This window comes from Bacteroides sp. RCH18, assembly GCF_058231005.1.
The window spans coordinates 874901-897602 of record NZ_JBIPTC010000001.1; the positions used below are offsets into that span (position 1 = coordinate 874901).

Consider the following 22702-nt stretch of genomic DNA (forward strand, 5'->3'; position numbering starts at 1 on the left):
TTTGTAGTTATAGTACAAAATAAAGCAAAACAAAATGAAATCTAAAAACATCATTCTATTGTTTACTTTGGCATTGCCATTGTTCAGTTGTAGTGAATCACAAAAAAGAGTATCCTTTAGCGAAAGCACATCTGCTAAATCTACCGCTTTGAAGGAAGCCTTTATCTCCATTCCAATGGATATAAAAAAGAAAGGAGATATCTTATATGCCGGTGATTTTAAAGGAGACAGCCTTTTATACTGCTATAGTCTTAGTGAACAACGCTTTGTAAATCAAATGCTACCACAAGGACAAGGACCTGATGAATTTTTAAGCCCTGTCGAATTCTTTCTGTCTGATTCGTCTGCCTTCATACACAATCGATGGCACTTCACAGCGCAAAACTATACATTCAACGCGAAAGACTTTTCCATCCGGCGACAAGGAGAATTGATACACCTGCCCATGAGCATTGACAGAGTCTATCCGATAAGCGAATCACGCTTTATAGCGTCCGGCGTTTTTGAAGATTGCAGATTCCTTATTTTAGATAATGACGGCAATGTTATATCCAAATCTGGCGACTTCCCGAACTATCAAAGTGGAGAAGAAACCATACCCAATACGGCTAAAGGTATGTTTCATCAATCACAATTCGGTTACAACACCGACCGGAAACGTCTGGCATGTGCTACCAGTAATGTACTTGAGCTATGGGACTATAAGCCGGAAACATTAACGCTCCATAAAAGACTATTGTTAGCACCCTATCATTATCAGTTCAATTCAAGCCCAGACGGTGTGTATGCGGAAAGTGATAATCCTGATGCCGAACTGGGAGCACGAGGCATTGCCGTTTCCAATAACTATGTTTATGTACTGTATAACCCAAACACCAATCGGATGCACGAAGAACAAAAAGAAACTCTAAACAGCGAGATTTGGGTTTTCGACTGGGAAGGAAAACCGATACGTAAAATTTTGACAGATACTCATATAGAATGCTTCTGTGTAGATGAAACCGATACTTCATTTTATTGTGTAATGACTGCACCGGACTATTGTATTGGGATAGTGTCACCATCCCATTAACATAGTGACAGTATGTGCCAAGGATAGTGTCACTATCCCGAGCACATACTGTCACTATAACAAATCGAATATTTCGAGCTATTCTTGTCCTAGTCCGCCCGCTGTGTAGGCAGCGTAAACTCCTGAGAATCACAGATTACTCCATTCTCATCGGACACCGCTACGCGGAAAGTCACTTCACCATCTTTCAACTTACTTCCGGCATAGACCGTAGCCGTATAGCGGATACCCTCACCCGGAAGAATTTCTTCTATCATTACAGTAGGAGAAATGCCGATATGTTTCACTTTCCCGACCGTCTCTACAATAGGAACCACGTCATAAACCGGATTTCGTCCTTCATTCATGATTTCAAAGATGATCTTGCTGCTTTCTCCCCCGTCTATCGCATGATTGCGGTTATCGTCAATAAAGCGAATCTTGCGCAGTTTCAACTGAGTCAGTTGCTGCTGAGTCTGCGTCCGAGGTTTAAACTTAGAGTGAGACTGCCCTTGTCTGACTTCCGGAACGTAAGCATATTCCTCTATCGGGTCCGGTTTCGGAGCAGTCAGCGCATTCCCTATCGCTGCACCGGCAATGGTGCCAACAATATTTCCAATGGCAGAGCCGCGATATCCGCCCCTCCAGCCACGATTATTATCTCCGATAAGTCCGCCTATCGAACTTCCCAGACTTCCCCCAATTGCAGCACCACCTACAATTGCTCCGGGATTTCCCATACGTCCCGATGCACATCCGCTCAACATCAGAGCAGAAAGCAGAATTACAGTTAGTTGTTTCCTCATGATCATCTCTAATTTTACTATGATTACTCTATCACTTTAAAACGTGCAAAACGCAACAACAGTTGCTTGTCCCCTGCATTTTTAAAATGAATCGTTGCTTTGGCATTATCACCCGTTCCTTCTACCCTGATCACTTCGCCCAAGCCGAAACGTTCATGTTCTATCATCTGCCCCGCCTGTACTCCTGTTACAGATACCGAACCGGCTGAAGCCGACCGTGTACTGTTTCCACTCACCGCACTGACCTTCTTCAAATTCTTCGGCACACTGGGTGCAATCACCTGAGCCTTCGGACGTTCACGATCGGAAAATTTAGTACCATAAGGCGTTCGTGTAGGAGATGCCGTACGCGTAAATCCACCTTCGATTTCCCTGCGGAAACGCCCTGCACCTTCATCCACCGACCGGCTGACTCCCGCCTCATGCGGCAACCGCAAATAATTCACATCGATATCGCGCAAGAAACGGCTGGGACTTCCAAACTCCATCTTTCCATAACGGAAACGGGTCTTGGCAAAAGAAATATAACAATGTTCTTCGGCACGGGTAATGGCCACGTAGAACAAACGACGCTCCTCTTCCAGAGCACGGGGAGAATCGCCCACCATACCACTGGGAAAAAGATTTTCTTCCAGCCCCACTACGAATACGTTTTTAAACTCCAGCCCCTTGGCCGAATGAACGGTCATCAACGTTATCTTTTCTCCATCATCCGCTTTGTCCGAGTCCTGATCAGTAAGCAAGGCAATCTCCGAAAGGAAATCTGTCAGAGAAATATTCGGGTTGCCTTCTTCCTGCCTCAAAGCGCAGAAATCGTTCATACCATTCACCAATTCCTCAATGTTTTCCTTGCGACTCAGATTCTCCGGCGAAGTATCCTGACAGACATCATTGATGATGCCGGACCGGCGGATAATATCCGTTCCTATCTCATACGCACTCTTGTCCACCTGATCGGTCATAAAGCCTTCTATCAGTTCACGGAAGCCTTGCAGTTTGGTATGCGTACCTTTATTGATGTTCAGCCCGTAGCTCAATGGCTCGCAAAGCGCCGCCCAAAGACTGACACCATTTTCAGTGGCTGCGGAGATGATTTTTCCAACCGTCGTATCACCGATGCCACGGGCAGGATAATTAATGATTCGCTTGAATGCTTCTTCATCATTCGGATTCACTACCAAGCGGAAGTAAGCAATGACGTCCTTAATCTCCTTACGCTGGTAGAATGAAAGTCCGCCATAGATTTTATAGGGCATACTTCGTTTCCGAAGAGCCTCCTCGAAAACACGGCTCTGCGCATTCGTACGGTATAATATGGCAAAATCTGCATAGCCGTAACTATGTTCCCGACGCAGTTCAGCTATCTTATTGGCTACGATATCCCCTTCTTCCACATCACTGTAAGCCTGAAACACGCCAATCGGTTCGCCACGTTCTTTTTCAGAGAATACTTCTTTCCGAATCTGACGTTCATTCTTTTCGATCAGACTGTTGGCAGCACAGACGATGGTTTGCGTAGAACGATAATTCTGCTCCAGTTTAAAGACTTTCGTATTGGGATAAACCTTCGTGAAATAAAGGATATTATCAATATCCGCTCCACGGAAAGAGTAAATACTCTGCGCATCATCGCCTACCACACAAACACGCTGATTTTCTTTCGTCAGCTGGAGTACGATGCTATGCTGGGCATAATTCGTATCCTGATACTCGTCCACCAGCACATAACGGAACTGCTCCCTATAACGGGCCAGCACTTCCGGAAAGTCGCGGAACAGAATATACGTATACACCAGCAAATCATCGAAATCCATAGCTCCCGCCTGACGGCATCTTTCCCAGTAACGGGTATATATTTCACGGACAGCGGGCACTTTGGCTGCCATATCTCCTTCATACGCTTCTTTGTTGGCAGCATATCCCGTAGGAGAAACCAAATGGTTTTTGGCACTTGAAATGCGGGCTTGCACCATCCCCGGCTTATATGTCTTTTCGTCCAGTCCCATCTCCTTGATGATGGAACGGATCAGACTTTTACTATCCGCCGAATCATAAATGGTAAATTGGGAAGTGAATCCGATATACTTTGCTTCGGCACGGAGAATGCGGGAAAAGACGGAATGGAAGGTACCCATCCACAAATAACGTGCCCGCTCCATGCCCACCTGACGGGCTATACGTTCTTTCATCTCACGCGCCGCCTTATTGGTAAAGGTCAGTGCGAGGATGTTCCACGGTTGATAGCCGTTTTCCAGCAGATAGGCAATTTTATAAGTCAACACACGTGTCTTTCCCGAACCTGCACCGGCTATCACCAGCGAAGGCCCGTCATTATAAGTCACTGCTGCACACTGACTCTCATTTAATTCCTCTATATAGTTGGTATTCATAACAGCATTATAAAAACAATGAGGATTTTTAACAAACCCTTGGCGTTCAAATTTGTTTCAATACGACAAAAGTATAACATTCATTTGACAATGAAGATATTTTTATGATTTTTCATCACTAACTATTTAACCTAACCACTCAAAGCAATGAAAAAGAGTATATTTTTATCATTTATTTTATGTTTGTGCCTCATCGCCTGCATACCACAGCAAGCAATGGCACAAAAGCAAAGCCGCATGGAAAAGCTGCTAAGGTATCTGAACGACAATGACGCCGACAAATGGCAGAAGAACAGGGAAAAACTGGATGACGAAACAAAGGCGTACTATGCCGAAGATTTATCATTGATGGACGTCCTCAACGACCTGTGGAATGGACAGAGCGAACAGGCAGCCACCCTCTACTTCGGCTGCTACGAGAAAGCCGCCCAAAGTAACTTCCCCGGTATCTGTGAAGGGGAAAAGATTCCGCTTTCTCAGATACGGGACAAGGCGGACCAGTCCATTATCAACCTGCTGGAGGCCTCGAAAGATAAAATTCCTTTCAGCCGGGCACTGCTGGACAGCATTCACGCCACCGAATATCCGGTTGACTCCGCCATGCTGCAACGGCTGCAGAACATCCGCGAGGTGGCACTGCTGGAAGGAATGCTCAAAGCCCCCACTCCCATCATTTACCAGACTTACGTCAAGGAGTATCCCAACGGCAAATTTATCGCACAAGTCAACGCCTCCGAAAACGTACGGCTCTACCAACTGGTGAAGACCGCCCCGACTCCTGCAAACTTCAAAGCCTTCTTTGAAGACCCCGAAATGCAAAAGTATTATCAAGACAGAGGTCCGCGCCCCTATCTTGCCGAGGTCCGTACCTTATACGATGATTTCCTGTTCCAACGCATCGACAGCCTGAAAAAAGAAGGAAATGCCACCGCCATCCGGCAGATTATCGATGATTATAAGAACACACCTTATCTGTCCACCGGTGCACGGACTCACCTGAACGATCTTGAATATCTCAGTGAAAAGGCAGACTTCGAGCTTCTGAAACCGGCAATAGTCAACTCCGAATCGCTCGGTTTATTGCAGGAATTCCTCAAAACACACAAGTATAAGGAATTTCGTGACCAGGCAAAGAATTTGCGTGCTCCATTTATCCTGCAAGCCATCGTTTCCACCCCGACTACTGTAAAATATTACACTCAAGGACGATTGATAAAGTGCTGCGAGACCGACAGCACCGGCAATATTACGACCAGCTACACCTACAATGACAAGGGGCAGCTTACCACCACATTATCCGTGACTGAAAAGAACGGGCAACCCATCAACGAAGTGCAAACCAGCAGGCTGTACGACCCGCAAGGCCACTGCATCTTCGAAGTGAAGACTAATCCGAAAACCAAAACGGACTTCTACCGCCGTGCACACCGCATCGGTATCGACGGAAGCATCGAAAGCGATTCCCTAAAATACATGGACGGCAGATATACCGTCAGCAGCTACAACAAGCAGGGATTACTGACGGAAACCAAAGAGTACAACAAGAACGGGGAAATGGAGGGATATACAGTCAACAAATACGACGACAAAGGCAGAATGACCGAATCTCAGCATCAGAATATGCTCTTTGTCAATTCGCCCAACCAGATTCTCTCGCAAAAAGAATTGTATGAATATGATAAATACGGATACCTCACCCGCATCGTCTACCAACGTATCTTCGGCAACAGCCAGAAGACGTCCGGCTGCCTGACCTGCCTGTACGACGAGTACGGAAACCGGATCGATGGTGACTCCTATTACGAATATGACAATACGGGGCAATGGATATGCCGCACCAGCTATGACAACCCGCAGCAAGTGGAACGTATACAGTACATTTATAAATAAAAATAAAATACCGTGAACCTTTTGCGAACTATGGCTGTTATTATAGTATAACAAAACCATTTAAAGTTTTGACAATATGAATACTATATTAATGTCTTTAATAATTATGACCATGACTTACGAAATGCCTAAACTTCCTTACGCAAACAATGCGCTGGAACCTGTAATCAGTCAGCAAACGATAGATTTCCATTACGGAAAACATCTGCAAACATATGTAAATAATCTGAATAGCCTTGTGCCCGGAACAGAATATGAAGGCAAAACGGTAGAAGAAATCGTTGCCACCGCTCCCGATGGAGCTATCTTCAACAACGCCGGCCAAGTGTTGAATCACAATTTATATTTCCTCCAATTCGCTCCGAAACCTTCGAAAAAGGAACCGGCAGGCAAACTGGGAGAAGCCATCAAACGTGATTTCGGCAGCTTTGAAAACTTCAAGAAGGAATTCAATGCAGCAGCAGTCGGATTGTTCGGTTCAGGATGGGCTTGGCTGTCAGTAGACAAGAACGGTAAACTGCATATCACCAAAGAAGGAAACGGCAGTAACCCCGTACGCGCCGGACTGAAACCACTTCTGGGTTTTGACGTGTGGGAACACTCCTACTATCTGGACTACCAGAACCGCCGTGCCGACCACGTAAACGCCCTGTGGAACATCATCGACTGGGATGTGGTAGAAAAACGAATGTAACCGGACTCATTAAAATTAAGCTAAACTATACTATTGAAAAGGTCGTTGTGGATTTCACAGCGGCCTTTTTTCTACAACAAAAAACCTAAGCTTTCTATTGTATTTCAAAGGCATAAATTGTATTTTTGCAATAGCCGAAAATCAAAACAGACAATTATGACACTTCAACAAAAAAATAAAGAATGGCGCATTTTCTTTGTTGCCTTCTTCCTTTTGCTCTCTTTCATCAGTAACGCGGCTACCCCGGAAGAATTGGAAGAGGAGATACTTTTCGTGACGTCCTACAATTCCGATACTAAATATACCTACGATAATATCAACACGTTCGTAGAAACGTACCGCCAACTGGGTGGCAAGTATTCCACCATCGTAGAAAACATGAATGTTACCGACCTCAATCAATCCAGAAAATGGAAGAAAACGCTTACCAACATTCTGGACAAACATCCGAACGCCAAGCTAGTCATCCTGCTGGGTGGCGAAGCATGGAGCAGTTTCCTGCACCTCGAAGACGAGAAGTACAGACAACTGCCCGTATTTTGCGCTATGGCATCGCGCAACGGCATCCGTATTCCGGAAGACTCTATTGATATACAGACCTACGAACCTCAGAGCATCGACTTAACGGAAAGAATGAGCGAATACAATATAATATATTGTAACACATATGAATATGATGTCGATAAAGACATCGAAATGATGCGAAGCTTTTATCCGGATATGGAACATTTAGTGTTCATCTCGGACAACACCTACAACGGACTTGCCGAACAAGCGTGGGTGAAAAAGAATATGAAACGCTATCCGGAAATATCGACGACCTATATTGACGGCCGTATCCACACCCTTGATGCTGCCGTCAAACAACTACGCGATATCCCCAGAAATTCGGTTGCACTACTGGGTATCTGGAGAATTGATAATCGGGGCATAACGTATATGAACAACTCTGTATATGCTTTCTCCAAAGCGAATCCAGAGTTGCCTGTTTTCAGCCTGACTGCTACTGCCATCGGTTATTGGGCAATCGGAGGGTATATCCCCCAGTACGACGGAATAGGGAGAAGCATGGGAGAACAGGCTTATCAATTTCTGGACAAGGGGAAAAACAATGTCAGCCACATTCATTTGTTGCCCAACAGATACAAATTTGATGCCAACAAACTGCATGAATGGGGATTTCAGGACAAGAAACTACCTTTCAATTCACTTATCATCAACCAACAGGTGCCTTTCTTTCAGGCATATCGGACGGAAGTGCAATTCATCCTGTTTACCTTCCTTGTACTGATAGGCGGACTGTTTATCTCACTGTATTATTATTACCGGACAAAAATCTTAAAGAATCACCTTGAGAAGACTACAGCCCAATTAAGGGAAGATAAAAAGAAACTGGAATTATCGGAAATTGCGCTACGTCATGCCAAAGAGCGTGCCGAAGAAGCCAATCAACTGAAAAGTGCCTTCGTATCAAATATGAGCCACGAAATACGGACACCGCTGAACGCTATTGTCGGCTTTTCCAGCCTGCTGATCGATACCGTGGAAGCAACGGATGAGCAGAAGGAATATGCGGATATCATCCAGACTAATTCCGAATTGTTATTGCAGCTGATCAGTGATGTACTGGATGTATCACGCTTGGAATCAGGTAAACTGCTGTTCAAGTATGAATGGTGCGAACTGGTAAATCATTGCCAGAACATGATCACACTGACCAGGAAGAACCGGACAAGAGATATAGATGTCAGGCTTCAGATGCCGAAAGAGCCTTATATGCTCTATACCGACCCGCTACGTTTGCAGCAGGTGATCATCAACTTACTGAACAATGCGCTGAAGTTTACTCCCGACGGCGGAAGTATCACGCTGGATTATAAAATAGACGAAGAAGACCAGTGTATGCTGTTCTCTGTGACCGATACAGGCGCGGGCATCCCCGAAGACAAGCAGGAACTGGTATTCCAGCGTTTTGAAAAGCTCAACGAATTTGTGCAGGGAACAGGCTTGGGACTGGCAATCTGCAAACTGACCATACAACGCATGGGAGGCGATATCTGGATTGACAAGAATTATAAGAACGGAGCACGGTTTGTCTTTTCTCATCCTATCAAAAAGCGGGAATCGGAAGAAAAATGAAAAAAAAACGGATAATTTGATGAATCTTTGTTTCTTTTTCGCTTACTTTGCTCCCGTAAAGACAAAGGGGTGCCCCAAAGAGGGGCTGAGATTATACCCTAGGAACCTGAGGCAGTTAGCACTGACGTAGGGATTGTGTTTCTTTCTTATCGCCTTTCTATATAAGCACGCTCTTTGTATTTACTTTCAACTTATTAATACTGATAGGACAATGAAAGTACAAGTTAACAACAAAGAGGTGGAAATGACTCCTGCTTCTACCCTTACACAACTGGCTGCCCAACTGGAACTTCCGGTACAAGGCATCGCTATTGCCGTAAACAACAAAATGATTCCACGTTCCGAATGGGAGAAATTCACGTTACAGGAGAATGATAACCTCGTGGTCATCAAAGCGGCTTGTGGAGGGTAAAAGTATGGTCAGTCTACAATTTATCACCCACCAGACCGATCGGTATACTTATTTCGAATCGGCACTCATGGCACTTGAAGGAGGATGTAAATGGATTCAGCTACGCATGAAGGAAGCTCCGTGTGAAGAGGTGGAAGCTGTTGCCCTCCAACTAAAGCCGCTCTGCAAAGAAAAAGAAGCGATCTTACTTCTGGATGACCACGTCGAACTTGCCAAAAAGCTGGAAGTGGACGGAGTGCATCTGGGCAAAAAAGATATGCCGATAGATCAGGCACGACAATTACTTGGAGAAGCATTTATTATCGGAGGTACGGCAAATACATTCGAGGATGTCGTACAGCACTACCGTGCCGGAGCGGATTACCTCGGCATCGGTCCTTTCCGGTTTACCACTACAAAGAAAAACCTGAGTCCTGTTCTGGGACTGGAAGGTTATACCGCTATTTTATCTCAGATGAAGGAAGCGAATATCGAACTGCCGGTAGTAGCCATCGGAGGAATCACCCGTGAGGATATACCCGCCATACTCGAAACCGGAGTGAACGGAATCGCGCTTTCCGGAACGATTCTTCGGGCGGAGGATCCGGCAGCGGAAACACGAAAGATTTTGAACATGAAACGTATAATCAAATAAAATAATTGAAAAGTGGAAAAGTTAGTAATTGCAGGCCGTGAGTTCAACTCCCGCCTTTTTCTGGGTACAGGAAAATTCAATTCCAATGAAGTAATGGAACAAGCCATTCTGGCATCGGGCACTGAAATGGTAACCGTAGCCATGAAGCGCATCGACATGGATGACAAAGAAGACGACATGCTGAAACATATTATTCATCCGAATATCCAGTTGCTACCCAACACATCGGGAGTACGTGATGCGGAAGAAGCTGTTTTCGCCGCACAGATGGCACGTGAAGCTTTTGGTACCAACTGGCTGAAACTGGAAATCCATCCGGATCCGCGCTATCTGCTCCCCGACTCTATCGAAACCCTAAAGGCTACAGAACAGCTTGTTAAACTGGGCTTTATCGTATTACCCTATTGCCAGGCCGACCCTGTGCTCTGCAAACGACTGGAAGAAGCCGGTGCCGCTACCGTAATGCCGCTGGGTGCTCCCATCGGAACTAACAAAGGACTGCAAACCAAAGAATTCCTGCAGATTATTATCGAACAGGCCGGTATCCCCGTTGTCGTAGATGCCGGAATCGGTGCACCGAGCCACGCTGCCGAAGCAATGGAACTGGGTGCTTCTGCCGTACTGGTAAATACCGCTATCGCCGTAGCAGGCAATCCGGTAGAAATGGCGTTGGCCTTCAAAGCCGCCACCGAAGCCGGAAGACGGGCATACGAAGCAGGACTGGGTCTGCAGGCTGATAACTTTATAGCAGAAGCAAGTTCACCTTTAACTGCATTTTTGGAATAAGTAATAGGTGATAAGTAATAGGTAATAAGTAGGGAGTAGTGTTTGTTTCACTATTCTTAATAATACGATAATAAAATTCTATGGAACAAAAAATAAAATTTTCCCGTTCTCAGAAAGTATATCTGCCGGGTAAACTCTATCCGAACATCCGTGTAGCCATGCGGAAAGTTGAACAAGTGCCCAGCGTCAGCTTCGAAGGCGAAGAAAAGATAGCTACTCCGAATCCGGAAGTATACGTATATGACACCAGCGGTCCGTTCAGTGACCCGTCAATGAGCATTGATCTTAAGAAAGGACTTCCCCGCTTACGTGAAGAATGGATTGTGGGACGCGGTGACGTAGAGCAACTCCCCGAAATCACTTCGGAATACGGACAAATGAGACGTGATGACAAAAGTCTGGATCATCTCCGCTTTGAACACATCGCCCTTCCCTATCGTGCCAAAAAGGGAGAAGCCATCACTCAGATGGCATACGCCAAACGAGGAATCATCACTCCGGAAATGGAATATGTGGCGATCCGCGAAAATATGAACTGTGAGGAACTGGGAATTGAAACTCACATTACTCCCGAATTTGTCCGTAAAGAAATAGCAGAAGGACGTGCAGTGCTGCCTGCCAACATCAATCATCCGGAAGCCGAACCGATGATTATCGGCCGTAACTTCCTAGTGAAAATCAATACGAATATCGGAAACTCCGCCACCACTTCCAGCATTGACGAGGAAGTGGAAAAAGCTTTATGGAGCTGCAAATGGGGAGGTGATACGCTGATGGACCTTTCAACAGGAGAAAATATTCATGAGACACGTGAATGGATCATCCGCAACTGCCCTGTACCGGTAGGCACTGTACCTATCTATCAGGCACTTGAGAAAGTGAATGGCGTAGTGGAAGACCTTAACTGGGAAATCTATCGGGACACACTGATCGAACAATGCGAACAGGGAGTAGATTATTTTACGATTCATGCAGGTATCCGCCGTCATAATGTTCATCTTGCCGATAAACGTCTGTGCGGCATTGTCAGCCGTGGAGGAAGCATCATGAGCAAATGGTGTCTGGTGCACGATCAGGAAAGTTTCCTGTATGAACACTTTGACGATATCTGTGATATTCTGGCTCAATACGACGTTGCCGTATCATTGGGAGACGGACTGCGTCCAGGCTCTATCCATGATGCCAACGACGAAGCACAGTTTGCAGAACTGGACACGATGGGAGAACTGGTACTTCGTGCATGGGAAAAGAACGTGCAGGCATTTATCGAAGGACCGGGACACGTACCGATGCATAAAATCAAGGAGAACATGGAACGTCAGATTGAGAAATGCCATGATGCGCCATTTTATACACTCGGCCCTTTAGTGACGGATATCGCTCCTGGCTACGATCACATTACCTCTGCCATCGGAGCTGCTCAAATCGGCTGGTTAGGTACGGCGATGCTTTGTTATGTCACTCCGAAAGAGCACCTTGCCCTGCCGGACAAAGAAGACGTACGTGTAGGCGTTATCACTTATAAGATTGCCGCTCATGCTGCCGACCTTGCCAAAGGACATCCGGGAGCACAGGTACGCGACAATGCCTTGAGCAAAGCCCGTTACGAGTTCCGCTGGAAAGATCAGTTCGACTTGTCTCTCGATCCGGAACGGGCACAGGGGTATTTCCGCGCAGGACATCACATTGACGGAGAATACTGCACAATGTGCGGACCTAATTTCTGCGCCATGAGATTATCCCGTGATCTGAAGAAAAATGCCAAGAGTGATAAATAATGAATTGTGATTATACCAAAACCAAATCACAACCTCATTTCTTTTTAATTTTCAACTTTCAATTAATTAAAATGTTCTCAGACGAATTAGAAAAAATATCCTGGGAAGAGACGACAAAAGCCATCTATTCCAAGACAGATGCCGATGTGCGCCGTGCATTAGGCAAAAAAGAGCATCTGGATGTCAACGATTTTATGGCATTGATCTCACCTGCCGCCACTCCCTATCTGGAAGTGATGGCCCGTCTCAGCCAGAAATATACGATGGAACGGTTCGGCAAAACAATCTCTATGTTTGTGCCGCTCTATATCACCAATTCATGCACCAACTCCTGCGTCTATTGCGGTTTCCATATCAGCAATCCGATGAAAAGAACGATTCTGACAGAGGAGGAAATCGTCAACGAATACAAAGCAATCAAACGGCTGGCTCCTTTTGAGAATCTTTTACTCGTGACAGGTGAAAATCCGGCAGCAGCAGGTGTACCTTACATTGCTCGTGCTCTCGATCTGGCAAAACCTTATTTCAGCAACCTGCAGATTGAAGTGATGCCCCTCAAAGCGGAAGAATACAAAGAACTCACCCATCACGGGCTGAACGGAGTCATCTGCTTTCAAGAAACTTACCATAAGGCGAACTATAAAAAGTATCACCCGCGAGGCATGAAGTCCAAATTCGAATGGCGTGTCAATGGTTTCGACCGTATGGGACAGGCCGGTGTCCATAAGATCGGCATGGGTGTCCTGATCGGTCTGGAGGAATGGCGGACAGATGTGACAATGATGGCTTACCACCTCCGCTACCTGCAGAAGCACTACTGGAAGACCAAATACAGCGTCAATTTCCCCCGTATGCGTCCATCCGAAAACGATGGCTTCCAACCCAACGTTATCATGAACGACCGGGAACTTGCACAGCTTACTTTCGCCATGCGAATCTTCGATCATGATGTAGACATCTCCTATTCTACCCGTGAAAGCGCCGAGATACGAAATCACATGGCAACACTGGGCGTGACAACCATGAGTGCCGAAAGCAAGACAGAACCGGGCGGATATTACAGCTACCCGCAAACGCTGGAGCAGTTCCACGTGAGTGACGAACGGAAAGCGGTAGAAGTGGAACGTGACCTGAGGAAATTAGGACGTGAACCGGTCTGGAAGGATTGGGACCAGTCTTTTGACTTTAAAAGATAAAACGATGCGGTACGACAGGCAAATGATCCTTCCCGAAATCGGAGAAGACGGTCAGCAGAAACTGAAACAAGCAAAGGTTCTTATTGTAGGCGTGGGAGGGCTAGGCTCTCCCATAGCCCTCTATCTGACCGGAGCAGGAGTAGGCTGCATTGGACTGGTAGACGACGATGTAGTCAGCATCAGTAATCTGCAACGGCAAGTGCTCTATTCAGAGAAAGAATTAGGTAAACCCAAGGCAATATGTGCCGCCGAACGACTTTCCGCACTTAACAGCGAGATAACTATCCGGACTTATCCAACCCGTTTAACAGAGGAAAACGCACAGGAAATTATCAGTCAGTATGATATAGTAGTAGATGGCTGCGACAACTTCTCTACCCGCTATCTTATCAACGACATCTGCGCGGAAATGGGGAAAGTGTATGTCTATGGAGCAATCTGCGGCTTTGAAGGTCAGGTATCCGTTTTCCATTACGGAGAAGAGAAAAAAAGTTATCGGGACTTATATCCGGACGAAGAAGAAATGAGGCGAATGCCTCCGCCCTCCAAAGGTGTAATGGGCATTACTCCTGCGGTAACAGGAAGCATCGAAGCAACGGAAGTGCTGAAAATTATCTGCAGTTTTGGCGAAGTATTATCAGGTAAACTATGGACTATTGACTTGCGTACATTGCAATCTAACAAATTTTCACTATAAACGTTGGTTTCTGAAATAGTTAATTAGTAACTTTGCTAAACTTTACAACTTTACAAAGGAAATGAAACTAATTGTAGTTACCACGCCCACGTTCTTCGTTGAAGAAGATAAGATTATTACCGCTCTTTTCGAGGAGGGACTGGATATTCTACATCTCAGAAAACCTGAGACACCGGCCATGTATTCCGAACGATTACTGACGCTGATTCCGGAAAAATATCATCGCCGCATTGTGACACACGAACATTTTTATCTGAAAGAAGAGTTCAATCTGATGGGTATCCACCTGAATGCACGCAACCCGAGCGAACCGCATGATTATGCCGGACACGTCAGTTGTTCCTGCCATTCCGTAGAAGAGGTGAAGAACAGAAAGCATTTCTATGATTACGTTTTCATGAGTCCCATTTACGATAGTATTTCGAAGGTTAATTACTATTCTACTTATACGGCAGAAGAACTACGTGAGGCACAGAAAGCTAAGATCATTGACTCTAAAGTAATGGCACTCGGAGGTATTAATGAAGATAATCTATTAGAAATAAAAGATTTCGGATTTGGAGGGGCTGTTGTACTGGGGGACCTTTGGAATAAATTTGATGCCTGTCTGGATCAGAATTATCTGGCTGTGATCGAGCATTTCAAGAAGTTGAAGAAATTGGCGGACTAAGAAATATCGATTCGAATATTATATACAATCATAAATAAAGAAACCGCTGTAAGTAATCTTTTACAGCGGTTTACTTTTTAGTAATTTTCTTATCAGAATTTATATCCTAATACAATAGAAAAGTTTGTATTTTTAGGATTACCTATTTTTTCTACATCTACTAAACCAAATTGACCATCCAATCCTACAATAACCTTACCTAATTCCAAAGCTACTCCAACACCAAGACCGGCATCAAAACGTTTTAAAGCATCATCACCAAATGTATCATACTTACGTTCCGTATCATTCCCCAAATCAATTTTGGTTTTACCAGCAATACCACATGCCAAATAAGGACCAGCATTAACCACAATATTTGTATTATCCGCAACATTAAAACGAGCAGCAGCCATAACTGGTAATTCCAAATACATTGCATTTATGCTATTACCATCCTTTTTTGCTCCTTTAGTCGACAAAAACAATGATGGTTGTAATGACCAAGTATTATCAAAAGCATATTCAAAACCACCTCCAAGTTTAAAGCCAATCTTTGCATTCAAATCAGCATCACCTGTATAATTACTAATGTTCATTCCTACCTTAGCATTCCAACCTGTAATCTGTGAAAAGCCAGCAACTGAAATCAGCGCAAATAAAATAAATAAAGCACTCTTTTTCATAATTCTAAAGTTTTAATTAATACTATAGTTAAATCATCTGTTTAATTAACAATGCAAATATATGATTGATATATATATCAAACAACTTTTTCGTTAACAAACGTGTAAAATATAGAGATTACACATAAAGAAAGGGAATTCCCTATTTCAGAGAATCCCCTTTCCTATTTTTTTATTATCTACTACTCAATTAGAAATTGTAGTGGAAACCAATAGAAAGATCTTCGCTAGTCAACATCAGACCGAAAGAATCTCCGGAAGTGTTCACATTCTTACGATATCCCAAGAAACCATACTTGGCGATAAAAGAGAAGTGATCGTTCAGTTTAACAGCGATACCCGGTCTCAAACCGATCTGACCTGCTTTAGTGGTATCACCATCTTTGATTTTCACGAAACCAATAGCAGCAGTTCCGTCCAGGAACAGACGTACAGCATCATTCTGATAGTAAGACCAACGGATGTACGGAGCAACAGTAACTGTATTTGCAGTCACTTGTTTCACATATTCGTGTGAATAGTTCAGTTCAGCACCCAATGCCCATGTTTCATTAAAATTGTAGCCGATTTCCGGAGCAACTTTAAAAGAAGTAGTGTTGCCTGTGCTGTTACGCCATACGTTCAAAGACCCGCCTACGTAAATGTCTTGTGCTTTTACAGCGATAGTTGCTAACATTACAACTACCAATAATAAACCCTTTTTCATCTTCTTTCTTTTTAAGTTATAAAATAAAAACATGTTTTGTTTTCGGGGGCAAAATTAAACTTCTTCTTCATCTTAAACAAATATTTAGTTAGTTTTTTATAATAATCACCAAACAAATCCTTATTAACAGCTGATTATCAGGGCTGAACAAATACAATAAAAATAACATCATCCAACAAAAAAAGGCTGTAATCATTCTCTCACGAGACGATTACAGCCCAATTATCAGAAAGTTAACTTTCTAACCAGTTTATCTTTCTATCCTTCAATTGCTGCCTGAGCCGCTGCTAATCTTGCGATAGGCACCCGGAACGGAGAGCAACTAACGTAATTCAAACCTACTCTATGGCAGAACTTCACTGAAGACGGTTCACCACCATGTTCGCCACAGATACCGCATTTTAAATCCGGACGGATAGCACGACCCTTTTCTGTAGCCATACGTACCAACTGCCCTACACCATTCTGATCGAGCACCTGGAACGGGTCTACTTTCAGAATCTTCTTTTCCAGATAGACCGGAAGGAAGGAAGCGATATCGTCACGAGAATATCCGAAGGTCATCTGAGTCAAGTCATTCGTACCGAATGAGAAGAATTCAGCAGATGAAGCAATACGGTCAGCAGTCAGAGCTGCACGAGGAATTTCAATCATAGTACCTACTTTGAAATCAATGCTGTCGCCCACTTCTTCAAACAACTTGGCAGCCTCTTCACGAATCACCTTCTCTTGTTCCTTGAATTCATATAAAATACCGGTCAACGGAACCATGATTTCAGGATGTGTCTCTACTCCTTCTTTCTTCAGTTCAAGAGCAGCACCCAAGATAGCGCGTGTCTGCATCTGAGTGATTTCAGGATATGTATTTCCCAGACGGCAACCGCGGTGACCCAACATCGGATTGTGTTCACACAGCGATTCTACACGTTGCTGGATATATTGCAGGCTTACACCCATCGTATCAGCCATTTCCTGCTGTCCCTTCGTATCATGAGGAACAAACTCATGCAAAGGAGGATCGAGCAGACGAACAGTCACCGGACAACCGGCCATTGCTTTAAAGATGCCCTTAAAGTCGGCTTGCTGATACGGAAGAATCTTTGCGAGTGCTTTACGACGTCCTTCTGCATTTTCTGCCAGAATCATTTCGCGCATTGCCTTGATCTTTTCACCTTCGAAGAACATATGTTCCGTACGGCAAAGACCGATACCTACTGCACCAAAGTTACGTGCTACTTCCGCATCGTGCGGAGTATCCGCATTGGTACGTACTTGCAGACGGGTATATTTATCCGAGAGTTTCATCAAATCGGCAAAGTCTCCGGAAAGTTCGGCAGCTTGAGTTTCTACCTTACCATTATATACTTCGCCTGTACTACCGTTCAAAGAAATATAATCGCCTTCTTTCAAAACAATGCCGTCAATTTCTACTGTACGAGTCTTATAGTCGATATTCAATGCTCCTGCACCGGATACACAACATTTACCCATACCACGAGCTACCACAGCAGCATGAGAAGTCATACCACCACGAGCTGTCAGGATACCTTCGGCAACTGCCATACCGGCCAAGTCTTCCGGAGAAGTCTCGATACGTACCATTACCACTTTCTTTCCGGCAGCATGCCATTCGGCAGCATCATCAGCGAAGAATACAATCTGACCGGTTGCAGCACCCGGAGAAGCCGGAAGACCGCGAGTCAGCACTTTCGCCTGTTTCAAAGCAGATTTATCGAATACCGGGTGAAGAAGTTCATCCAGTTTGTTAGGTTCTACACGCATCAAAGCAGTCTTTTCATCAATCATGCCCTGACGGAGCAAGTCCATTGCGATTTTCACCATAGCCGCACCGGTACGTTTACCGTTACGAGTCTGCAGGAACCATAACTTACCTTCCTGCACGGTGAATTCCATGTCTTGCATATCTTTATAGTGGTTCTCCAATTTAGTCTGCAATGCATCCAGTTCCTTATAGATTTCCGGCATAGCTTCTTCCATTGAAGGGAATTTCGCAGCACGAATATCTTCAGTTACACCTGCCAGTACAGCCCAGCGCTGAGAACCAACCTTCGTAATCTGTTGTGGAGTACGGATACCGGCTACCACATCTTCACCTTGTGCGTTGATTAGGTATTCACCGTTGAAAAGGTCTTCACCTGTACCGGCATCACGAGAGAAACAAACACCCGTTGCAGAAGTGTCACCCATATTACCGAATACCATTGCCTGTACGTTTACAGCTGTTCCCCATTCATCGGGTATACCTTCCATCTTACGATAAAGGATAGCACGCTCGTTCATCCATGAATCAAATACGGCACAGATAGCTCCCCAAAGTTGTTCGTAAGCACAAGTCGGGAAATCTTTTCCGGTCTGTTCTTTCACAGCGGCCTTGAACTTCTTCACAAGTTCTTGCAGGTCTGCTACTTCCAGTTCGTTATCAAGCTTTACTCCTTTTGATTCTTTTACTTCTTCAATGATTGCTTCGAACGGATCGATATCTTCCTTGTTCGTCGGCTTCATGCCCAGAACAACGTCACCGTACATCTGTACAAAACGACGATAAGAGTCCCATGCAAAACGGGCATTACCAGTCTTGCGAATGATACCTTCCACCACCTCGTCATTCAGACCCAGATTCAGAATAGTATCCATCATACCCGGCATAGACGCACGGGCACCTGAACGTACAGAAACCAACAATGGATTTTCGATATCACCGAATTTAGATTTCATCAATTCTTCTACACGGGCAATGGCCTTTACTACTTCATCTTTCAGCAACTCAACCACTTTATCACGTCCCAACGTATTATACTCCGTGCAAACTTCTGTAGTTATTGTGAATCCGGGAGGAACGGGAATTCCAATTAAATTCATCTCGGCAAGATTGGCACCTTTACCACCTAACAAATTCTTCATGTCGGCCTTTCCTTCTGCCTGACCATTTCCAAAGGTATAAACTCTTTTTTTATCCATAATATTGTGTTTAAAGTTACATTATGATTTTTTTCTGTTCGCAAATCTAAGTATATTTCGCAAACCAGAAAACTTTTTGAGAAAAAAACTTTCTATTAAAATGCAATTTCGACATTACAATCTGGAATATTTTCATAGACACGAAAGTTTTCCAAAAAAAATACCTACTTTTGCATCATAATTATTAGATTGGTGTAAAAGTGGCAAGAAAGAGAAAAGAACTTCCCCTGCTGGAGAAGGTAACAATAACGGATGTGGCTGCCGAAGGAAAAGCCATCGCAAAAGTAAACGACCTGGTGATTTTTGTTCCTTATGTAGTGCCAGGTGATGTTGTAGACCTGCAGATCAAGCGCAAAAAGAACAAATACGCCGAAGCCGAAGCTGTGAAATTCCACGAGCTGTCGCCCGTACGTGCCGTTCCTTTCTGCCAACACTACGGCGTATGCGGCGGTTGTAAATGGCAGGTACTCCCCTATTCGGAACAAATCAGGTATAAGCAGAAACAAGTAGAAGACAATCTGAGACGTATCGGAAAGATTGAACTTCCGGAAATTTCACCGATTCTGGGTTCTGCCAAAACAGAGTTCTACCGGAATAAACTGGAGTTCACTTTTTCGAACAAACGCTGGCTCACGAACGATGAAGTTCGGCAGGATGTGAAGTATGATCAGATGAATGCGGTAGGTTTCCATATTCCCGGTGCTTTCGACAAAGTGCTGGCTATTGAAAAATGCTGGTTGCAGGACGACATCTCCAATCGTATCCGTAATGCTGTACGCGATTATGCTTACGAACATGATTACTCCTTCATCAATCTGCGTACTCAGGAAGGGATGCTGCGGAATATGATTATCCGCACTTCGTCAACAGGAGAGCTGATGGTCATTGTCATCTGCAAGATTATGGAAGACCATGAAATGGAACTATTCAAGAAACTGCTGCAGTTCATTGCCGATTCATTCCCCGAAATCACTTCTCTCCTATACATTATTAATAATAAGTGCAACGATACGATCAATGATCTGGATGTATATGTATTCAAGGGAAAAGACCATATGTTTGAAGAAATGGAAGGACTGCGTTTCAAAGTCGGTCCGAAATCATTCTATCAGACTAACTCCGAACAGGCATACAATTTATATAAGATAGCCCGCGAATTTGCCGGGCTGACCGGAAAGGAACTGGTATACGACTTATATACCGGAACGGGAACCATTGCCAATTTTGTATCCCGCCAGGCCCGTCAGGTGATTGGTATCGAGTATGTACCGGAAGCTATCGAAGACGCAAAGGTAAATGCCGAGATTAATGAGATTAAGAATGCCTTGTTCTATGCCGGAGATATGAAAGATATGCTGACTCAGGAATTTATCAATCAGCATGGACGTCCGGATGTAATTATCACCGACCCCCCACGTGCAGGTATGCATCAGGATGTGGTTGATGTTATTCTGTTTGCCGAACCGAAGCGGATTGTGTATGTAAGCTGCAACCCGGCTACGCAGGCACGCGACTTACAACTGCTTGACGGCAAATATAAAGTGAAAGCTGTGCAACCTGTAGATATGTTCCCGCATACGCATCATGTGGAAAATGTAGTGTTGCTGGAGCTTCGATAATACGTTAGTTGAATTGTTCGCAAAAGAAAAAAGAAATGGAAAAAAGACCGAGAAGAACTCCTGCAGAAAAAGCACGTGCCCAATATACGAACTATGCAGTCAAAGAGCCCATGGAACTAATGGAGTTTCTGGCTGCTAAAATGCCGGACGCAAGCCGTACGAAACTGAAGTCATTACTGAGCAAACGAGTGGTGTTGGTAGATAACGTAATCACCACTCAGTTCAACTTCCTACTGCAACCCGGAATGAAAGTACAAATCAGCAAGGAAAAAGGAAAGAAGGAATTTCATAACAGACTGCTGAAAATTGTATATGAGGACGCTTATATCATTGTAGTGGAAAAAATGCAAGGACTCTTATCTGTCAATACCGAGCGACAAAAAGAGCGCACCGCTTATACGATTCTGAATGAATATGTACAGCGTTCGGGCAGACAGCACCGTGTGTTTATCGTACATCGTCTGGACAGGGATACATCAGGATTAATGATGTTCGCAAAAGACGAGAAAACACAACGGACATTACGTGACAACTGGCATGAAATAGTGACTGACCGCCGTTATGTAGCTGTTGTTGAGGGAACAATGGAGAAGGACTATGACACTGTGGTTTCCTGGCTGACGGATAAAACTCTTTATGTAAGTTCCAGCGATTACGATGATGGTGGTTCAAAATCCATCACACACTACAAGACAATCAAACGTGCTAACGGTTATTCACTGTTAGAACTTGATCTGGAAACAGGACGTAAGAATCAGATTCGTGTACATATGCAGGATTTAGGACATCCTATTATAGGTGACGGAAGATATGGAGGCGAAGAATCGCTTAACCCGATCGGAAGACTGGCACTCCACGCCTTCAAACTTTGTTTCTATCATCCGGTGACGGGAGATTTAATGGAGTTTGAGACACCTTATCCGGGAGAGTTTAAGAAGTTGTTCCTGAAGAAATAAAAAAGTATGATATAATAAAGGAGAGGTTGATTAGCTCAACCTCTCCTTTATTATATCGTCTCCTCTTATCTGTTTATTCCCTTCTTCAAAGAAAGACTCAATACATCAATCGTTATTGCATATATAATTCCACATCTCCAAAGTAGAACCCATCAATATATAAAGTTCCCGTCATACGTCCATGACTAACATATACATTACGTAATTCGCGTGGAGCAGCAACATTACCATAATCAATATAAAGAGCTCCGTTTCCCACCCTCCATTGTAGTCTTAATGGTTTTCCATAATAATCTCCATTATCATAGTAGCATAGCTGATCCTCTCCAAATCCATCAGCGCCTAAGTAGATGCCACTTTCCAAAGGATCATGATAACGATCATCAGATTCAAATCCTAAATCACCAACCCACGTACGTCCAACGATTCTATCAAATATAGTTTCATCATCTTCGCACGAAGTAAAGCCGACCAATAAAGTCAGCAACATAAGAACACCTACGTATTTTTTCAAATTCTTCATAATTTTCTAGTTTATTGCGTTTATTATTGCAAAATTAGCGTTTTTATTTTACTATATGCCTTAAGACGCAAGTTTTTTGTACCTTTGCCCCACTAACAGTAAAATTTACAC

General features: G+C 44.2%; 19 protein-coding genes and 1 riboswitch. Of the genes, 13 read left to right on the forward strand and 6 right to left on the reverse strand.

The window, feature by feature from the left end; all coding sequences use genetic code 11:
* The first annotated feature begins 34 nt into the window (after positions 1–34).
* Positions 35–1072, forward strand: a complete 1038-nt coding sequence (locus ACHLI0_RS03370) for a TolB-like 6-bladed beta-propeller domain-containing protein (RefSeq protein ID WP_016267385.1) — start codon at positions 35–37, stop codon at positions 1070–1072.
* An 89-nt stretch (positions 1073–1161) separates the two neighbouring features.
* Here the strand turns inward: ACHLI0_RS03370 and ACHLI0_RS03375 are convergent, their stop codons facing one another.
* The gene (locus ACHLI0_RS03375) at positions 1162–1857 is read right to left on the reverse strand and encodes a YMGG-like glycine zipper-containing protein (protein WP_008761331.1); all 696 of its coding nucleotides are present in this window, start codon (positions 1855–1857) and stop codon (positions 1162–1164) included.
* A 23-nt stretch (positions 1858–1880) separates the two neighbouring features.
* On the reverse strand, positions 1881–4247 hold the full coding sequence (locus ACHLI0_RS03380) for an ATP-dependent helicase (protein ID WP_490748440.1): 2367 nt from the start codon (positions 4245–4247) through the stop codon (positions 1881–1883).
* Between the two features lie 147 nt (positions 4248–4394).
* Between ACHLI0_RS03380 and ACHLI0_RS03385 the strand changes: the two genes are divergently transcribed.
* The 10 genes from ACHLI0_RS03385 (at position 4395) to ACHLI0_RS03430 (ending at position 15143) form a co-directional block, all read left to right on the forward strand.
* Complete coding sequence (locus ACHLI0_RS03385; RefSeq protein ID WP_490748441.1) at positions 4395–6137, forward strand: RHS repeat protein; 1743 nt, start codon at positions 4395–4397, stop codon at positions 6135–6137.
* A 76-nt stretch (positions 6138–6213) separates the two neighbouring features.
* The gene (locus tag ACHLI0_RS03390; protein WP_008761328.1) at positions 6214–6831 is read left to right on the forward strand and encodes a superoxide dismutase; all 618 of its coding nucleotides are present in this window, start codon (positions 6214–6216) and stop codon (positions 6829–6831) included.
* A 156-nt stretch (positions 6832–6987) separates the two neighbouring features.
* Positions 6988–8970: a sensor histidine kinase gene (locus ACHLI0_RS03395; RefSeq protein WP_490748442.1), complete on the forward strand. Its 1983-nt coding sequence runs from the start codon at positions 6988–6990 to the stop codon at positions 8968–8970.
* A gap of 55 nt (positions 8971–9025) precedes the next feature.
* Positions 9026–9120, forward strand: a riboswitch (TPP riboswitch).
* Positions 9121–9181: 61 nt separating this feature from the next.
* Positions 9182–9382 carry a sulfur carrier protein ThiS gene (gene thiS / locus ACHLI0_RS03400; RefSeq protein WP_490748443.1) on the forward strand — a complete coding sequence of 67 codons (201 nt, stop codon included), beginning with the start codon at positions 9182–9184 and terminating at the stop codon, positions 9380–9382.
* Between the two features lie 4 nt (positions 9383–9386).
* Positions 9387–10016 carry a thiamine phosphate synthase gene (locus ACHLI0_RS03405; protein WP_011107374.1) on the forward strand — a complete coding sequence of 210 codons (630 nt, stop codon included), beginning with the start codon at positions 9387–9389 and terminating at the stop codon, positions 10014–10016.
* Positions 10017–10028: 12 nt separating this feature from the next.
* Positions 10029–10802, forward strand: coding sequence for a thiazole synthase (locus tag ACHLI0_RS03410; protein ID WP_055218179.1), 774 nt, complete (start codon positions 10029–10031; stop codon positions 10800–10802).
* Between the two features lie 80 nt (positions 10803–10882).
* Entirely contained in the window at positions 10883–12580 is a 1698-nt protein-coding gene (gene thiC, locus ACHLI0_RS03415; RefSeq protein ID WP_008765534.1) for a phosphomethylpyrimidine synthase ThiC, read from the forward strand.
* A 71-nt stretch (positions 12581–12651) separates the two neighbouring features.
* The gene (gene thiH / locus ACHLI0_RS03420) at positions 12652–13776 is read left to right on the forward strand and encodes a 2-iminoacetate synthase ThiH (protein WP_413554951.1); all 1125 of its coding nucleotides are present in this window, start codon (positions 12652–12654) and stop codon (positions 13774–13776) included.
* A 4-nt stretch (positions 13777–13780) separates the two neighbouring features.
* Positions 13781–14473, forward strand: coding sequence for a HesA/MoeB/ThiF family protein (locus ACHLI0_RS03425; RefSeq protein ID WP_103877702.1), 693 nt, complete (start codon positions 13781–13783; stop codon positions 14471–14473).
* Positions 14474–14534: 61 nt separating this feature from the next.
* Positions 14535–15143: a thiamine phosphate synthase gene (locus ACHLI0_RS03430; protein WP_008761321.1), complete on the forward strand. Its 609-nt coding sequence runs from the start codon at positions 14535–14537 to the stop codon at positions 15141–15143.
* Positions 15144–15235: 92 nt separating this feature from the next.
* Here ACHLI0_RS03430 and ACHLI0_RS03435 read toward each other — a convergent pair whose 3' ends face one another.
* The 3 genes from ACHLI0_RS03435 to ppdK all read right to left on the reverse strand — a co-directional run bounded on the left by ACHLI0_RS03435 (position 15236) and on the right by ppdK (position 19493).
* On the reverse strand, positions 15236–15808 hold the full coding sequence (locus tag ACHLI0_RS03435; protein WP_008765529.1) for a porin family protein: 573 nt from the start codon (positions 15806–15808) through the stop codon (positions 15236–15238).
* A gap of 190 nt (positions 15809–15998) precedes the next feature.
* A complete protein-coding gene (locus tag ACHLI0_RS03440; RefSeq protein WP_055218188.1) occupies positions 15999–16514 on the reverse strand; it encodes an outer membrane beta-barrel protein in 516 nt (171 codons plus the stop codon).
* 258 nt (positions 16515–16772) lie between these two features.
* Positions 16773–19493, reverse strand: coding sequence for a pyruvate, phosphate dikinase (gene ppdK / locus ACHLI0_RS03445; RefSeq protein WP_008761269.1), 2721 nt, complete (start codon positions 19491–19493; stop codon positions 16773–16775).
* Positions 19494–19693: 200 nt separating this feature from the next.
* Between ppdK and rlmD the strand changes: the two genes are divergently transcribed.
* Positions 19694–21112, forward strand: coding sequence for a 23S rRNA (uracil(1939)-C(5))-methyltransferase RlmD (gene rlmD / locus ACHLI0_RS03450; protein ID WP_490748444.1), 1419 nt, complete (start codon positions 19694–19696; stop codon positions 21110–21112).
* 35 nt (positions 21113–21147) lie between these two features.
* Positions 21148–22068 carry an RluA family pseudouridine synthase gene (locus tag ACHLI0_RS03455; RefSeq protein ID WP_132061581.1) on the forward strand — a complete coding sequence of 307 codons (921 nt, stop codon included), beginning with the start codon at positions 21148–21150 and terminating at the stop codon, positions 22066–22068.
* A 112-nt stretch (positions 22069–22180) separates the two neighbouring features.
* Here ACHLI0_RS03455 and ACHLI0_RS03460 read toward each other — a convergent pair whose 3' ends face one another.
* Complete coding sequence (locus ACHLI0_RS03460) at positions 22181–22591, reverse strand: hypothetical protein (protein WP_234118079.1); 411 nt, start codon at positions 22589–22591, stop codon at positions 22181–22183.
* Positions 22592–22702: the final 111 nt, after the last annotated feature.

Coding starts and splice junctions, on each gene's coding strand:
- ACHLI0_RS03370 (WP_016267385.1), top strand. CDS start 35: ATGAAATCTAAAAACATCATTCTATTGTTTACTTTGGCATTGCCATTG.
- ACHLI0_RS03375 (WP_008761331.1), bottom strand. CDS start 1,857: ATGAGGAAACAACTAACTGTAATTCTGCTTTCTGCTCTGATGTTGAGC.
- ACHLI0_RS03380 (WP_490748440.1), bottom strand. CDS start 4,247: ATGAATACCAACTATATAGAGGAATTAAATGAGAGTCAGTGTGCAGCA.
- ACHLI0_RS03385 (WP_490748441.1), top strand. CDS start 4,395: ATGAAAAAGAGTATATTTTTATCATTTATTTTATGTTTGTGCCTCATC.
- ACHLI0_RS03390 (WP_008761328.1), top strand. CDS start 6,214: ATGAATACTATATTAATGTCTTTAATAATTATGACCATGACTTACGAA.
- ACHLI0_RS03395 (WP_490748442.1), top strand. CDS start 6,988: ATGACACTTCAACAAAAAAATAAAGAATGGCGCATTTTCTTTGTTGCC.
- thiS (WP_490748443.1), top strand. CDS start 9,182: ATGAAAGTACAAGTTAACAACAAAGAGGTGGAAATGACTCCTGCTTCT.
- ACHLI0_RS03405 (WP_011107374.1), top strand. CDS start 9,387: ATGGTCAGTCTACAATTTATCACCCACCAGACCGATCGGTATACTTAT.
- thiC (WP_008765534.1), top strand. CDS start 10,883: ATGGAACAAAAAATAAAATTTTCCCGTTCTCAGAAAGTATATCTGCCG.
- thiH (WP_413554951.1), top strand. CDS start 12,652: ATGTTCTCAGACGAATTAGAAAAAATATCCTGGGAAGAGACGACAAAA.
- ACHLI0_RS03425 (WP_103877702.1), top strand. CDS start 13,781: ATGCGGTACGACAGGCAAATGATCCTTCCCGAAATCGGAGAAGACGGT.
- ACHLI0_RS03430 (WP_008761321.1), top strand. CDS start 14,535: ATGAAACTAATTGTAGTTACCACGCCCACGTTCTTCGTTGAAGAAGAT.
- ACHLI0_RS03435 (WP_008765529.1), bottom strand. CDS start 15,808: ATGAAAAAGAGTGCTTTATTTATTTTATTTGCGCTGATTTCAGTTGCT.
- ACHLI0_RS03440 (WP_055218188.1), bottom strand. CDS start 16,514: ATGAAAAAGGGTTTATTATTGGTAGTTGTAATGTTAGCAACTATCGCT.
- ppdK (WP_008761269.1), bottom strand. CDS start 19,493: ATGGATAAAAAAAGAGTTTATACCTTTGGAAATGGTCAGGCAGAAGGA.
- ACHLI0_RS03455 (WP_132061581.1), top strand. CDS start 21,148: ATGGAAAAAAGACCGAGAAGAACTCCTGCAGAAAAAGCACGTGCCCAA.
- ACHLI0_RS03460 (WP_234118079.1), bottom strand. CDS start 22,591: ATGAAGAATTTGAAAAAATACGTAGGTGTTCTTATGTTGCTGACTTTA.